Genomic DNA, 13,766 nt, shown 5'->3' on the forward strand with positions numbered 1-13,766 from the left:
GGCGGGTTTATGTTTTGGGGTTGTTAATCTGTAATCTCTGCTATGTATAATAATACCCTCCTCCCAAAGATGTTTTTAATGATTAAAATAAATCATAAAAAACACCACGCTCATGTACAGCCACAAAATAGAAAAAACAATGTGCACTGTACTCTCCAGGCGCTTGCCTTTCCACAAATCTGACGAGTAACCAAAAAATTGAATTACTAACCTTGCAGTCCAGAATATTCCCAAACCGAAAGCGATGCGGTTACCCAGTTTGGTTGCAACCAGGTCATGGGCCGAGGTAAGGCATAGGCAGCTCATTAAACCGAGGGTAAGGGCGATAAAAAAAGTATGCACATACATCATTTGCCGGTTAACCAGGCTTACATCCCTCAGTTCGGTTCCCCAGTTAAAATACCTTGGGAACACGCTGTGCAGCAAAGCCAGCAACATTAAAATTATACCGACTATTTTAATTTGTGTTTCCATTTTTACTGAGCACAAAATTGGTAATAAAGGGTGTGAATTTTGTTTCGCAGGCGATGTTAAATCCGGTGGTGGCAAATGTACTCAACCACGCTGCCCTGCTCATAAAATGGAAGAAACCCAGGTTGTAAGCCATAAAGTTTGGCACATCCCGCAGATGCTCAAGCAATACCACTTTGCCGCCAGGTTTTAAAACCCGGTTAAGCTCCCCGAAAAATTGGTCGCGCCCTGCCTTGTCCCTTATTTCATGGGCGGCAAATATTAAAAATACAACATCGGTGTAGTTATCCGGCAAGGGTATTGCCGCCGTACTTATCTGTACCGTACCATTAAAGGCGGGGTAAGCCCTTCTCGCCCGTTTTATAGAAACCTCGGTATGTTTTTGGGGATCATAAAAATCGTAAACTATTAACGATGCATCGGGGTATTTAAGCTGTAACAGCGCACTGGTTTCATCAAACCCTGCGTTGATATTTACAAGGATAGGAGGTGCAGTAGCCGGCAATACATTCAGCCAGTTCAGATTGTACAGGCCCGAAAGGTCATAGATGTACAAAGAAATAGCAAGCGATACCAACGTTGTGACGGCAACCAGGCAACTAATGATAACTGCTAAAGTGCTGAACGGGGAGTTGAAATAATGAGCTGCTAAAAGCGAACCTGCTACCAAAGCGGCAGCAAGGATATAAAAGTGCCGGTTAAAGCGGATAATGTTCCATACGCCCTTCAATGGTTTTCTTAATGGCTCCATTGCTCAATCCTCCCTTTTTTCCAATAATACGGAATGTTATTAATGATAAAAGCATTGGCCAAAACCCCGCCGGTTAATGCCACATCGTCAAAAAATGAAATATGCTGACTTATAACCTCAACAGGTTTCGGGATCCAATCTTCTCTCACGCCTTCAATAATTAACACCTTTTTGGTTTGCTTATCATAAGAAAAAGTAAACGGCAACGGGCCGGCAAATTTGCGCGCTTCCTTCCAGTCTGCAAAGGGAGAGCCGGCAGGCAGAGCGATATCCTCGCCTTTTACCCTTATATGCAGGTCGAGACCGGATTTTGCAGATTGGATATTAAGCTGGCCGTTATGCTGTCGTTGTCCAATATCTGTTGTGGTGTAAGCATAATGGGTAAACAGGTTGCCCAGGTACTCCATCATCTTTTTATCCGTTTCGGATTTTAGTATATAAAGGCCCCGCAGGCGCTTGCCGGCATTGCTGGTATAACGGACGAATACGCGGTACCCTATCAGCGTAAAATCATTCCCCATAAACTTAGGGAAACCTTTTGGGCGCAATCCTGTGGTGTTAACCAGCGCAATGGCTATAAACGCCCACTTATCCTGGTAAGTATCCAATGTTAAACATTCGGGAATTAAATGCGTTAATTGTTCCTTCGGAAATGCGAATGTTAAAACAACAGAATGCTCAAAAAAAGCCTCGACAGCAAAAGGATGGTCTTTTAAAAATGCAGGCATAGGTTAAATCACCAGGTTTTTACGGAGTTTAAATTCGTTGTAGTAAATCAACGCGATGAACATAAACGCGAAGGCCGAATTTGCTTTGCCCCATAATAACAAATCGGGTGCTAAAACAAACTCAATGCAGTTCATGATTGCGATAATAAGCATTTGTGCTACCGCATTTAAGCGGGATTTGATGCCGCTGATAATCCATACGGCCATCAATATTTCTGAAACGCCTATTAATTTGGTTAACAGCCCCGCATGTGTTTCGCCCAAAATTCTGCCTACAATTTGCTGGTGCCGCGGAACCAGGTTAAGTACCTTACAAAGCAAGCCATTGGCAAGCCACACCAGGGCAATCATGATGGTTAATATTTTATGAATGGTGGCCCTGGTCATTTATATTGTTTGATGGCTTAAATATAAATGATAAAAACGGTGGTTGGGTAAATGTTGTTATCAAACCACGCCATAAAAAGCGCTTTTCCGAAACGTATTCTCTATCCTTCTGTTACCGTTGGCAACAACATGATGTCTTCAACCCCATGATCTATCTTCCACCTATCTACAATAGGCTGCTCCAGTTTTATCTGCCTGTATTCATCAGGCGACATAATAGGCACGCCATAAACAATTGGGTATTTGCGCAGGCAGGCTGTGCAGCTTAATATGCCTTCTATAATATTTTGTTCGGTATCTTTTATAAATACCTGTAAAGTAAGGTCCTGCTTATCAAAGGGGCAGCATAGTTTATTAATGGTTTTTAGTTTCATGTTAATCAGCTTTATAATTTAATGCTTCGTGGTATTGTTTAACTTTTTGTTCGGGGTTTGCGGTGCTTAGCAATCCGGAAATTACGGCCACGCCGTCAAATGGTGCTTGTTTTTTTAGGGCGATGACATTTTCGGGTGTCATGCCGCCGGAGACAAAAATCGGCATACTAGTCATTTTTTTTGCCTCCCTTACGGTAGCGGGCATTACAATAGTGCAGCTGCCGGCAGAAGGAGAGGGGAACATGGCGCAGAATGACACATAATCTAACCCATGTTCGTGAGCCCAGGCTATATCATCAAGATTACCGGAGCAGGTGATGCCAGCCAGGAATGGTTTGCCAATGTTTGCCTTTATAGCGTCAAAGTCATATGGTATACAATCAAAATGAACACCATCCAAAAAGGGCGAAGCTTGTAGTAATTGCCATTCCTGGTTTATCAATAAAGGCACCCGGTAAAAGCGGCAAAGACCGGCTATATGTTCAATCAGGCTTAATTTATCGGCACCGGCAGGCCAGTTATTCCAGATTTGTACTACCTGGATACCACCTTTCAACGCATCAGCCAGTTTTTGCAATAATAAATTAAGCTCCATGGTGGGGTTAAGTACCAGGTAAATGCCGCCGGTTATGTTAAGGCTTGTTTTCATTTCCATCCGTTTTTATAAGCATTAAAAAATGCGCCCCAGTAAGGGTCGGTAGCATAGTAGGGCATCGGTTTTTCAACGCCGTTTTCTATTAACGTGTAGCCCCCGGTTTTGCTGGTAAAGCTGCCAATCGCGGTTGCCTTGATGTTATTTTGTTGCAGGTATTGAATAACGTACTGAACCTGCTCCGGATTCACCGACATCACCATCGAGCCAGCGCCAATGCAAAACCGGGAATCGATACCAAACAAACCGCAAATGGCCTGCTGGGCAGTGCCTAAGGGCAATAAATCGCTGTTGATGCTTACTCCACTGCCCGATGCTATGGCCATTTCGTAAACAGCACCCAGTACCCCGCCTTCGGTTACATCGTGCATGGCGGTAATACCGCCTGCTGCGGCTGCGGTTAAGGCATCTTTTAATGACGATGTTTGATAAAACAACCCGCAGCCCTGGTCATAAACTTCTTTACCTAATTTGTTTTTTACCGTTTCCGGGAAACTCATGGCCAGTATGGCGGCTGATGACATGGCGCAATCTTTGGTTACCAGCACTACGTCGCCTGCCTGTGCTTTGTGGCTTAATAAAATATTGGCTACCGGTGCGGTAAGCAGCATGGTGCCGCCGCCTGCAATGGTTGAGTTTTGCTGCGGGATACGCCCGGTATGGCCGCCGGTGATGGCCACGCCGATATCGTTACAATATTGGTGGATAAAATTCCAATAGGTGATCAAATCTACTTCCGGCATATCTTCGGGCAGGTTCAGCACCATTTGGGCGTATTGCGGGGCAAAACCGGTTGTAGCCATATCATTGGCCATTAAGTGCACCGATAGCCAGGCCGATTCCTGCAAACCCAGCGAAGGGATAAGGGAAAGCGGATCGCTGGTCATGGCCAGGCCTAAGCCATTGGGCAGCTCAACCAGCGAGACATCTACACCAAAGGCGGGCCCGGTTAATACTTCGCTGCGCGGATGGCCGCAGCGTGGCAGAATGATTTCATCAAAACCACCGCTACTGATTTTTCCGGTTAACGGCATAGGCTATCAGTCTAAAAATTTTACATATAATCCAAAAAAATCGCCTACGGGTACGCTCCATTGCTGTACCGGGAACCATTCGGGCAGGCCGGTGCAGGTCCACTCGAGGCTGTACGACCTGCCTTTTAATGCTTCATCAATTTTGGCAGTAAGCATAGCCGGGGTGTAAAAGGTGGCCGTAACATAAAACGGGTTTTTGCCAAAAGCCTGCTGAACTCTACGGCGCAGTACTTTGGGCGAATTGCGGTTCATCATACCAAAAGCAATGCCGCAACGCGCCACCCTTGCCGCTTCGCGGATAACCTGTACCGGGTCGCGATAGTACTCAAAGGTGGTAATAAAGGCCAGTGCATCAAAAGTATGGTCCTTAAACGGCATAAAGTGCGAATCGGCATTTACCAGGTCGCCTTTAAACAGGTGTACCGCTTGCCCAAGCATAAATGGCGAAAGATCGCCACCGGTGGCATCAATACCTATCTCGTGCCACCAGCGGGTAAAACGGGTAGTGCCGCAGCCAAATTCCAGCAGTTCTTTTACCCGCTGGTCTTTACCCAGTAGCTGTCCCATTACCTTTTTTTGCCATACTTCGGCGCGTTTATAGCGGCCTTCGTACCATTGCTCGTATGTATCGGTGTGTTCGCGGTTAAAAAACCACTCTTTACGGCCTTGCCAGTTGCTAAGGCTTTGGGTCATCAGGCCAAAATTGTTTTTTTGAAGCTCCATTTATTCCATTATTAATTAAAAAAGCCTTGTTCCTAAACCGTAAATACGGGTACAGAAACAAGGCTTTATATGGATAAACGGCTACGCCGTAAACAATAATGGCCCATGCATCCCTACGCCGGTATTATCCGTGTCAGGTTCTCCGGGTATTATCTCAGCCTATAACCTTAATGGTTAAAAGCACCCCGTGCAAGTATGGCAGCTAAGGTAGGTAATTTTAGGAATTAGGTGGTGTTTATTTTGGGCGATGTTAGGTTACAATAAAAATGAGGTATTGAAAAACAGCCTTTTTTGGAGGGAGAAGTTCTGTTTTACCAGAATTTTTAATTTATCCGTATAATATGCGTAAAAATAACCGATGGTACGCAACAGCCTGTCAGGGTTTTACGTAGTAAGATAGGCGTTGATAATTAGCGCGTAAAAACACCTTATAAATACTAAACTATTGATTGATTTTACCGAACATAAAATGAGTGTCGATACGATATTTTCTTTTAATGAAGATCAATTCAATCAATTATTTCCGTTTTATATACTTATCAACCAAGATTTCTCCGTTCAATCGTGCGGCAACAGTTTAAAAAAGCTGCTGGAACATGACCCTCAAGGAAGTTTTGATCGCTGTTTCCGTTTAAAACGACCTGCAGGCATCGAACCTAATTTCTCTTCCATATCAGCCACGTGCAAACAATTGGTGGTAATTGAAGTTAACAGCCCGTTTAATGATATATTAAGAGGTCAATTTGAACTTTTACAGAGTTCAAACCAGTTGCTTTTTATAGGTTCGCCATGGTTTGATAACATGACAGACGTTAAGCAACGCCACCTTACCCTGCATGACTTTGCCTTTCACGATCCGTTAATTGATCTTTTGCATGTGCTTAAAACCAAGGATATCGTAAATGATGATTTAAGGCAGTTACTTACCACTCTTCATCGCAAAAAAAGCGAGTTAAGAAAGGCGACCGATGAAATTGAAGAGATTGCGCTTTTTGCCCTGCAAAACCCCGATCCGTTGTTTAGGATTGCGACCGACGGCCATATTTTAATGAGTAATCCTGCGGCCGACCAGATTGCATGTTTTACTTTTGAAGGCAAAACTTACTGCCGCGAAGAGTTTTGGAAGCATGTTTTAAAGCTTCAAACCTTTTTTGATATGCCGTTTGAGGCTGGTTATGATAATAAGATATATTCCTTTATAGGCCGTTACGTTGCCGACCATGACTATATTAATGTTTATGGCAGGGATGTTACCGAAAAAGAGGAAGTTAAACACGACAACCAACATAAAAGCATGGTTTTGGCAAAAGTTGCGTTTGACCAAACCCACCTAATGAGGGCGCCCCTGGCTAATATTTTAGGCTTAATTAACCTGTTGGAGATGAACAAAACCGAAGGTGAGATTGATCCTTTAATTTTACCGCTTCTGTTAGAAAGCGCCAAAAAACTCGATACTGTAATTAATGAAATAGTAAATTTGATATAAAAATCACTAATTCATGCTATGGTCTTTATATATAGTAACTTATCGTAGATGCGTTACGTTAAAAACATCATTCAACACCCCGTAATTTTTGATAATAACGAAAGCAATAATGCAAATACTTTTACCAGGGCGGATAAAATTCTGGCATCGTATTTTTTAGCCCAAACTTAAACCTTTAAAAAAATGTATGGAATAGTTAACAAAGCGATAGAGGATTTAGTAGTAGCAAACTTCGGTGAAGAAAAATGGGAGGCGGTAAAACTGCGTACAAAGCTTGACATAGATTTTTTTATCAGCAGCGAACCTTATGACGATGACCTAACATATAGTTTGGCCAATGCGGTAAGTGAAGAAATGAATATGTCTGTTGCCGATGTTTTGGAGGCTTTTGGCGAGTGGTGGATATTGAAAACCGGGAAAGAAAAATACGGCGATTTGATGGAAGCCGGTGGAGAGCATTTAAAAGCTTTCCTGGTTAACTTACCAATGTTTCATAACCGCATTATGCTGATATACCCTAAGCTGACACCGCCTGAATTCCGGGTTACAGATATTGAGGAAAACAGCATCTTGGTACATTATTTTTCTAAACGGATTGGTTTAAAAGCATTTGTAAGGGGCTTATTGCTTGGCCTGGGGAAAATGTATGGCACCCCGGCACAGGTTTCGCTTTTAGCCGACAGGGATAACGGCGACGATCACGAAATTTTCAGGGTTAGCTGGTAGGGGGAAGGGAGCTTAAAGCACGAAACTGACTTGAAAAATAGCAAAGTAGAAGTGCATGAATTATCATGTTTGCATAAATGTCATATCATCCTTCCGCAAAAAAGAACAGACCTCTTGTTAGGAAACCTGTTCTTTGTCATCATAAACAGTAACTTTTGGCCTTTAGCTTTTAGCTTTGAGCCTTCGGCTTTAAGCTTTACAACGTAGCCATATCAATTACAAACCTGTAATGCACATCTCCTGCAAGGGTACGCTCATAGGCTTCGTTAATTTTATCAATGCTGATAACTTCCACATCTGATGTAATGTTATGCTCTGCGCAGTAATCCAGCATTTCCTGAGTTTCTTTTATGCCGCCAACCAATGATCCAACCAAACTTCTGCGACCCATAATGAATGGGAAAGCAGCTACCGGTGTAGGTTGTGGCGGAGCGCCCAACAGAACCATTACACCATCGGTGGTTAGCAGGTTCAGGTACTCGTTATAATCATGGGCAGCCGAAACCGTATCGATGATAAAATTGAAGCTGTTGGCCAGTTCGGCCATAGTATCTTTATCGGTTGTTAGTTTAAAGTGGTGCGCGCCTAATTCGGCGGCGTCTTTTTCCTTGCTTTTTGATCGGCTTAGCATTGTCACCTCGGCACCCATTGACGCCGCAAGTTTAACAGCCATGTGACCCAGGCCTCCTAAGCCAACTACTGCAACCTTATCACCGGCTTTTACCCCCCAGTGGCGTAGCGGCGAATAGGTGGTAATACCGGCACACAACAATGGTGCTACTTTTTCGAGCGGTAATTTGTCTGATACGGATAACACAAAGTGTTGTGTAACCACAATATGGCTTGAGTAGCCGCCCATGGTGATAGTTTTTTTATCCTGGCTTTGCGAATTGTAGGTTTGGGTATGGCCGTTTTGGCAGTATTGCTCCAGGTCGTTTTTGCAGTTGGCGCAATGCATACATGAATCTACAAAGCAACCCACGCCAACGGTATCGCCTACTTTAAATCGGGTTACGTTATTGCCCACGCGGGTAACGTTGCCCACAATTTCATGGCCGGGTACGGCGGGATAAATGGTGCCGCCCCATTCGTTACGGGCGGTATGGATATCTGAGTGGCAAACGCCACAATATAAAATTTTAATTTCAACGTCGTCGGCCGCTGGTTCGCGCCTGTCAATTGAAAACGGAGCCAGGGGCGTTGCTGCTCCCTGCGCTGCATAGGCTTTTACTGATGTCATGGATTGATGTTTTGTGTATTACAAAAATGCAACCTACTTAGCAATAAATATGTTTTTGGACTGCAATTTTTTTAACGTCTACACAGATTGCCAATATAGAAGATTGCGACTGTGATTAAAGGCATAGCAGGCCGGTTGTTGATACACCCTATCCCGGGAAGGCTTGCTCAAACTGGTTTTGCGGGCGATTGCATCAACAACTCCGGAGAATTACCCGCGATTGTTGCCGGTTGGCAATAATTAAGGCTGATAAAAAAGGTACTCCCAAGCCCTGGCTCGCTTTTAAACCAAATATTGCCGCCCTGTAATTCTACAAAGTTTTTGCAAAGCACCAGGCCAAGACCGGCGCCTTTTTCTTTACCGGTACCATAGGTAACCTGCTCACTTATCGAAAATAGTTTAGCCTGCTTTTCGGTCGGGATTCCCGTGCCATTGTCGGCTATCGCGATAGTGCATTTACCATCGCTTGTAGTTGCGCTAATAGTAACCTTGCCGCCCGGGAAGGTAAATTTAATGGCGTTCATCACCACGTTCCTGACTACTAGTTGCAACATGTCGGGGTCGGCAGCAACCCAAATGGCCTCGTCAATGTCATACTGTAGTTCAATCTGCTTCTCTACAGAAATACTTTTTAATAACTGTAGTGTGCCGGTTAGCGTGTGCCGCAGTTGTAATGGCATCAACTGTACTTGTACGCCTCCCATCTGGCTTTTTGTCCAGGAAAGTACATTGCCCAGCATTTGCGTAGTATCGCGTGTACGGTTTAATAGTTCATTTTCAATGTTCCGCCTTTCTGTTTCCTCCAGTTTATAATAAGTAAGTAGTTCCAGGAAACCCTGTACCGAAGCTAAGGGCTCTTTAAGGTCATGCGCCAATATGGATAGCAATTTGTTTTTGGTTTCGTTACTGGCTGCCAGTTCTGTGGCTTCATGCTCGGCCCGGCGGCGTTCCTGGTGATAAGCGCTCCTGATAAAAGCTATGATAAAAAAAATAAGCGCGGCAATGATAATATAACTGTATCCAAAATCAGCAAAGCGGCTGCTTGAGTTAGGGTAGGTATCTTTTATCCAGCCAGGATGGGCCGCTTCCCAGTATATCAGCAAAAGCATTACCGATATGTTTAAAGGCAGCCAAATGGCGTATTGCCTTTGCGGAATTATTGATACGGCTATGATAAACGATAACAGGAAGATAGCAAAAGTAGGGCCATTGAGGCCCGAGTTAGCATAATAATTGACTATCAGCATCAGATTGTTGATAACCTGGAACGCCACAATTGCCAGGCTGAGCATTTTATAAAAACGGGACGCATAATAAGCCGCCGCTACAACCAGCAATACCACAAACATAAGCCCTGCCAGCTTTGGCAGGCCAATCAGATAATTGAAAGGGATGTTGAGCGCAAGCCCGAACATTACAATAATACAAACTGAATGGAAGATGCGCCCCTCTAATGCAAAGTAGGGCTTATCGCCAATTAATTTATTCCACAGAACATTCACCTTATAGTTCATCAAACTTTACAGTTAAACGGAATTAACATGCCAAAGGTTGAGCACATAGAAGGCTGTTACCTTGCCGGCATCCCAATTTACTTGTTTTAGTTGGATGCCGGTTTGAATTAATAAGGAAAAGTTGATTTAAGGCTTTAAAAGATACGTAACACTAAGTTTTTGGAACTATGAGACAGGGAAGTACGCTATCAGTTTGTTCCGGCATCATATAATACCTCTTTATTCATCCTGATGTACTCGGCATTATTTTCGGCAGAAGCCAGCTTGAGCCCCTCATTGGCCGATATAATTGCCGATTTTTTATCACCTGTTTTTAGTTGTAACCTGGCCAGCCAGTATTTGATATTGTAGGCCGTTGGGTTGGTTTTATCAGCTTCCTGCATCCAGGTAAGCGCCTGCGCCAGGTTTCGGTTGTGGTTGTAACACCACACTGCCGACATGTAGTAGGGTTTCTTTTCGCTTTTCATGGCCTCCCGTATATTGGCCATAATGCGGTTATCAACATCGGTTTTTAAATGGATGTTGATGCCGGTGTTTTCCCAAAGTATTTGCAGCAGGCAGTTGTCTTGCTTTACATCTGCAAACTGGATGGTAAGGGTCTCCACTTTATTGGTAAGTTTTGTTGGTTTTACCTTAAAACGGAGCACATCCTGTTTTGGGTCATAGGCATATGCGCCCCATTGGTTAATGGTTTTATTAAATATAATTGTCCATTCGTCGGCGCCGGGTATGCTAAAAAGCGAGTAGGAGCCGGGCGCAAGGGTATTCCCTTCTACCTGGATGCTATCGGTAAGGGTTACAACGGTGGCATTATTGGCCCCGGTTCGCCAAACAATGCCGTAGGGCTCCATCCCGTTAAAAATTTTGCGGCCTTTGGTATTGGGGCGGTAATATTTTACCGATATGGTGCCAAGTCCAAAATCCTGTTCAATACGTTGCCCCAAACTTGCTGCCGGTATTTTAAAAGGCAATTCCTGTGCCCGGGCATCATAAAAATGGAAAGTTATAAAAGTGAGCAGGCAAAATAAGGTTGTTTTCATGGTTTTAATATTGGTGGTTTTGGGAAAGCGGTGGTCGGCGGTTTTTACTATAAAATTATTCTTTATTTTCAATAAGGCCAAATAACAGCAACACAGTTGCAGGGCAAACGCATCTGATTGGGTTAACATAACTTAACACATTTCAAATAAAAAATTTATAAATAATTGATAATCAATATTTTATATTTTAACATGGTTAACACGAAACTGATCGCGTAATTTAGGCGCATCCCAATATTTGTGGCTGTTATTGAGCAATACAAGTCCCTTCGGTACCTCGATTATATAACCAGGATCAGGCAATGAAAACAAGGTAGCGTTTGATGCTTATATCTTCCCGACGTTATAAGCTTATTCCGTTAGCTATTATTAAATAACAGCTTATGGCCGTTAACAATTTAGATGAGCTTGCCCTGAACGCAGTTGCATACGTATTTTTTAACAGCGCTGCCAATCCGCTGCGCGACGCCTTGGTTTGTACACGATCAATTTGATACTGCTTGTTATTTGTGATACGGCGTTCCGCTACCGGTGGTTAAAAAAGCATACAGGCTATCTATAAAATAATCCCAGCCGGCCTCGCATACGTTGTAGCATTCAAAACTTTGGTTTAAGCCCTCGTGTGAAAAATTCAGGGTTGTAGCCTGGCTATCGGCGCTTATGGTCCATATCAGTTTTGTGCCCACCCATTCTGCCTTGTTTGTTAGGGAAGCCATATCTATATAGGCTTTATCACATTGCCACACTACACGGCTATTGGGTACCGCTTCAATGATACTGAAGGTCTTTTTTGTTTTTCCGAAGGCAATATCATACTGGTCGCCGGCGTGTGCGGTTTCGCCGGTTAGGTCATCACTCCACCAATCGGCAATATGCCGGGTAATTGCGGCGTAAACCTCATCGGCGGGTTTGGTTACAGTGATGCTTTTTTGATAATTGTTCATGGTGTTTTTTGAAATGGTATGGTTTACCGTTTTACTGTTTTTCGGCCAGGAGTTTCTCTTCATCTGCCGTTCTTGCGGTGCCGGCGGCGTTGGGCAGGCCTTTACCTGTACTGATGAGGCTGGCCAGGCTGTTTTGAATGTAATTGGTCCACGCGCCCCGGCAAATCTCGAAACATTCATATTCGGGCACCAGGCCATGATGGGTGAAAACGATCTGCGTTTTGCCATCTTGTTCCGCAATGTCGAAGCTGATTTTTGTGCCCTTCCATTCGGTTTTATCCTGGGTAAACTTAAAATAGTTATCCAGCACAAGCCAAACTACTTTTTGGTTGGGGATAACTTCTACCAGTTTTATTTTGCAGGTATGGATGTCTTCAAAATGGTAATTAAACTCGTCATTCAGCTTGCTGGTACCGCCTTCAATTTCTTCCGACCACCATCCGCGTACGTTATTGATGGCATCAAATGCTTCCTTCGGGGTTTTGTCAACCAACAGGGTGGTTGTAAAATCTGGTGTGGTCATTTTTATCAGTTTTTGGTTTGATTGGGAATTGTATTACAAATTTAATGTCTTGACAGCATAAACACAGGGTGTAATATGGACATGTTGACGGGTTGATTTGGACACAATGGTTAACTATCTTTATTCAAAAAAAACATCATGAAGCAAGTGATCATCTTAGTTCCTAAAGGCTACGCCAACCTGGCCAGCGTGGTGGGTACTTTTCAAATACTTAACCGTGCCAATGGCTATTGGCAGCAGATGGGGAATAGGCCTATGATGCAGGTGCGTATAGCCGGATTTGAAACGGAACTAAAACTGGATGGCGGTTTCTTTTCTATTTTTCCGGCAGATATTAATGAAATATCAAAGGCCGACCTCCTGATTATTCCTTCTGTTTCGCACGAGTACGACCGGGTACTTAAAGAAAACGCAGCGCTTGTACGTTGGATTGGCGAACAATATCAACTTGGTGCCGAAATAGCGAGCATTTGTACCGGTGCGTTTTTGTTAGCGGCTACCGGCCTGCTCGACGGTAAAACATGCTCAACCCATTGGAATGCGGCAACTGCTTTTAAACGCCTTTTTCCGAACATCGAATTGCACACCGATAAACTGCTTACGGTTGAGCACGGCATTTACACCAATGGCGGTGCCTACTCCTTTTTGAACCTGGTACTTTTCCTGGTTGAGAAATATTTTGACAGGCAAACGGCTATTTACTGCTCCAAAGTTTTCCAGATTGATATGGACCGGACATCGCAATCACCCTTCAGTATTTTTCAGGCACAAAAAAATCATGGTGATGAACTGATTGGCAAGGCCCAGAGCTTTATAGAAGAAAACTTACGCGAAAAAATATCTTTTGAAGGGTTGGCCGCTAACCTGGCCATCAGCCGCCGCAATTTCGACAGGCGTTTTATTAAAGCTACCGGGAATACCCCGGTTGAGTACTTGCAACGTGTAAAAGTAGAAGTAGCCAAAAGCACCCTTGAAAAAGGCCGCAAAAGCATTTTCGAGGTAATGGACCAGGTTGGCTATGCTGATGATAAAGCCTTCAGGGAAGTTTTTAAAAAGATAACAGGCCTATCGCCGTTGGATTACAGGGCTAAGTATAACAGGGAARGGTAGGGGTAAATTGGTGGATAATATATTAGAATTTTTGACAGCCGTAAACTGAAAATTTTTCACCGG

General features: G+C 43.7%; 16 protein-coding genes and 1 riboswitch. Of the genes, 3 read left to right on the forward strand and 13 right to left on the reverse strand.

Going from position 1 to position 13,766, the window contains the following annotated elements; all coding sequences use genetic code 11:
• Window positions 1-75: 75 nt before the first annotated feature.
• From AC1DU2_RS13750 to AC1DU2_RS13785, 8 genes are all read right to left on the reverse strand, one after another.
• Window positions 76-474, reverse strand: a complete 399-nt coding sequence (locus AC1DU2_RS13750; protein ID WP_477384950.1) for a hypothetical protein — start codon at window positions 472-474, stop codon at window positions 76-78.
• A complete protein-coding gene (locus AC1DU2_RS13755; RefSeq protein WP_477384951.1) occupies window positions 458-1,222 on the reverse strand; it encodes a class I SAM-dependent methyltransferase in 765 nt (254 codons plus the stop codon). Before AC1DU2_RS13755 ends, AC1DU2_RS13750 begins: the two co-directional genes overlap by 17 nt.
• Complete coding sequence (locus AC1DU2_RS13760) at window positions 1,210-1,950, reverse strand: DUF2071 domain-containing protein (RefSeq protein WP_477384952.1); 741 nt, start codon at window positions 1,948-1,950, stop codon at window positions 1,210-1,212. Before AC1DU2_RS13760 ends, AC1DU2_RS13755 begins: the two co-directional genes overlap by 13 nt.
• A gap of 3 nt (window positions 1,951-1,953) precedes the next feature.
• Window positions 1,954-2,337, reverse strand: a complete 384-nt coding sequence (locus tag AC1DU2_RS13765) for a DoxX-like family protein (protein ID WP_477384953.1) — start codon at window positions 2,335-2,337, stop codon at window positions 1,954-1,956.
• Window positions 2,338-2,438: 101 nt separating this feature from the next.
• Complete coding sequence (locus AC1DU2_RS13770; protein WP_477384954.1) at window positions 2,439-2,711, reverse strand: Trm112 family protein; 273 nt, start codon at window positions 2,709-2,711, stop codon at window positions 2,439-2,441.
• Between the two features lies 1 nt (window position 2,712).
• Window positions 2,713-3,360, reverse strand: coding sequence for a thiamine phosphate synthase (locus AC1DU2_RS13775; RefSeq protein WP_477384955.1), 648 nt, complete (start codon window positions 3,358-3,360; stop codon window positions 2,713-2,715).
• Complete coding sequence (locus AC1DU2_RS13780; protein ID WP_477384956.1) at window positions 3,357-4,397, reverse strand: AIR synthase-related protein; 1,041 nt, start codon at window positions 4,395-4,397, stop codon at window positions 3,357-3,359. Before AC1DU2_RS13780 ends, AC1DU2_RS13775 begins: the two co-directional genes overlap by 4 nt.
• 6 nt (window positions 4,398-4,403) lie before the next feature.
• Complete coding sequence (locus tag AC1DU2_RS13785) at window positions 4,404-5,120, reverse strand: class I SAM-dependent methyltransferase (RefSeq protein ID WP_477384957.1); 717 nt, start codon at window positions 5,118-5,120, stop codon at window positions 4,404-4,406.
• Window positions 5,121-5,213: 93 nt separating this feature from the next.
• Window positions 5,214-5,318, reverse strand: a riboswitch (TPP riboswitch).
• A gap of 271 nt (window positions 5,319-5,589) precedes the next feature.
• Between AC1DU2_RS13785 and AC1DU2_RS13790 the strand changes: the two genes are divergently transcribed.
• On the forward strand, window positions 5,590-6,606 hold the full coding sequence (locus tag AC1DU2_RS13790) for a hypothetical protein (RefSeq protein ID WP_477384958.1): 1,017 nt from the start codon (window positions 5,590-5,592) through the stop codon (window positions 6,604-6,606).
• Between the two features lie 183 nt (window positions 6,607-6,789).
• Window positions 6,790-7,332, forward strand: a complete 543-nt coding sequence (locus tag AC1DU2_RS13795; protein ID WP_477384959.1) for a heme NO-binding domain-containing protein — start codon at window positions 6,790-6,792, stop codon at window positions 7,330-7,332.
• Between the two features lie 196 nt (window positions 7,333-7,528).
• Here the strand turns inward: AC1DU2_RS13795 and AC1DU2_RS13800 are convergent, their stop codons facing one another.
• The 5 genes from AC1DU2_RS13800 to AC1DU2_RS13820 form a co-directional block, all read right to left on the reverse strand.
• Window positions 7,529-8,572 (reverse strand): NAD(P)-dependent alcohol dehydrogenase, encoded by a 1,044-nt coding sequence (locus AC1DU2_RS13800; protein ID WP_477384960.1) that lies wholly within the window; start codon window positions 8,570-8,572, stop codon window positions 7,529-7,531.
• Between the two features lie 167 nt (window positions 8,573-8,739).
• A complete protein-coding gene (locus AC1DU2_RS13805) occupies window positions 8,740-10,086 on the reverse strand; it encodes a sensor histidine kinase (RefSeq protein ID WP_477384961.1) in 1,347 nt (448 codons plus the stop codon).
• A 188-nt stretch (window positions 10,087-10,274) separates the two neighbouring features.
• Complete coding sequence (locus AC1DU2_RS13810) at window positions 10,275-11,126, reverse strand: DUF2911 domain-containing protein (protein ID WP_477384962.1); 852 nt, start codon at window positions 11,124-11,126, stop codon at window positions 10,275-10,277.
• A 503-nt stretch (window positions 11,127-11,629) separates the two neighbouring features.
• Window positions 11,630-12,070: an SRPBCC family protein gene (locus AC1DU2_RS13815; RefSeq protein WP_477384963.1), complete on the reverse strand. Its 441-nt coding sequence runs from the start codon at window positions 12,068-12,070 to the stop codon at window positions 11,630-11,632.
• Window positions 12,071-12,101: 31 nt separating this feature from the next.
• On the reverse strand, window positions 12,102-12,593 hold the full coding sequence (locus AC1DU2_RS13820; protein ID WP_477384964.1) for an SRPBCC family protein: 492 nt from the start codon (window positions 12,591-12,593) through the stop codon (window positions 12,102-12,104).
• 138 nt (window positions 12,594-12,731) lie between these two features.
• Between AC1DU2_RS13820 and AC1DU2_RS13825 the strand changes: the two genes are divergently transcribed.
• Window positions 12,732-13,703 (forward strand): GlxA family transcriptional regulator, encoded by a 972-nt coding sequence (locus AC1DU2_RS13825; RefSeq protein WP_477384965.1) that lies wholly within the window; start codon window positions 12,732-12,734, stop codon window positions 13,701-13,703.
• Window positions 13,704-13,766: the final 63 nt, after the last annotated feature.

It is taken from the genome of Mucilaginibacter sp. P4_C11 (assembly GCF_056402115.1).

Excerpts from the sequence above, each read along its gene's own strand:
- AC1DU2_RS13750 (WP_477384950.1), bottom strand. The coding sequence starts at position 474 with ATGGAAACACAAATTAAAATAGTCGGTATAATTTTAATGTTGCTGGCT.
- AC1DU2_RS13755 (WP_477384951.1), bottom strand. The coding sequence starts at position 1,222 with ATGGAGCCATTAAGAAAACCATTGAAGGGCGTATGGAACATTATCCGC.
- AC1DU2_RS13760 (WP_477384952.1), bottom strand. The coding sequence starts at position 1,950 with ATGCCTGCATTTTTAAAAGACCATCCTTTTGCTGTCGAGGCTTTTTTT.
- AC1DU2_RS13765 (WP_477384953.1), bottom strand. The coding sequence starts at position 2,337 with ATGACCAGGGCCACCATTCATAAAATATTAACCATCATGATTGCCCTG.
- AC1DU2_RS13770 (WP_477384954.1), bottom strand. The coding sequence starts at position 2,711 with ATGAAACTAAAAACCATTAATAAACTATGCTGCCCCTTTGATAAGCAG.
- AC1DU2_RS13775 (WP_477384955.1), bottom strand. The coding sequence starts at position 3,360 with ATGAAAACAAGCCTTAACATAACCGGCGGCATTTACCTGGTACTTAAC.
- AC1DU2_RS13780 (WP_477384956.1), bottom strand. The coding sequence starts at position 4,397 with ATGCCGTTAACCGGAAAAATCAGTAGCGGTGGTTTTGATGAAATCATT.
- AC1DU2_RS13785 (WP_477384957.1), bottom strand. The coding sequence starts at position 5,120 with ATGGAGCTTCAAAAAAACAATTTTGGCCTGATGACCCAAAGCCTTAGC.
- AC1DU2_RS13790 (WP_477384958.1), top strand. The coding sequence starts at position 5,590 with ATGAGTGTCGATACGATATTTTCTTTTAATGAAGATCAATTCAATCAA.
- AC1DU2_RS13795 (WP_477384959.1), top strand. The coding sequence starts at position 6,790 with ATGTATGGAATAGTTAACAAAGCGATAGAGGATTTAGTAGTAGCAAAC.
- AC1DU2_RS13800 (WP_477384960.1), bottom strand. The coding sequence starts at position 8,572 with ATGACATCAGTAAAAGCCTATGCAGCGCAGGGAGCAGCAACGCCCCTG.
- AC1DU2_RS13805 (WP_477384961.1), bottom strand. The coding sequence starts at position 10,086 with ATGAACTATAAGGTGAATGTTCTGTGGAATAAATTAATTGGCGATAAG.
- AC1DU2_RS13810 (WP_477384962.1), bottom strand. The coding sequence starts at position 11,126 with ATGAAAACAACCTTATTTTGCCTGCTCACTTTTATAACTTTCCATTTT.
- AC1DU2_RS13815 (WP_477384963.1), bottom strand. The coding sequence starts at position 12,070 with ATGAACAATTATCAAAAAAGCATCACTGTAACCAAACCCGCCGATGAG.
- AC1DU2_RS13820 (WP_477384964.1), bottom strand. The coding sequence starts at position 12,593 with ATGACCACACCAGATTTTACAACCACCCTGTTGGTTGACAAAACCCCG.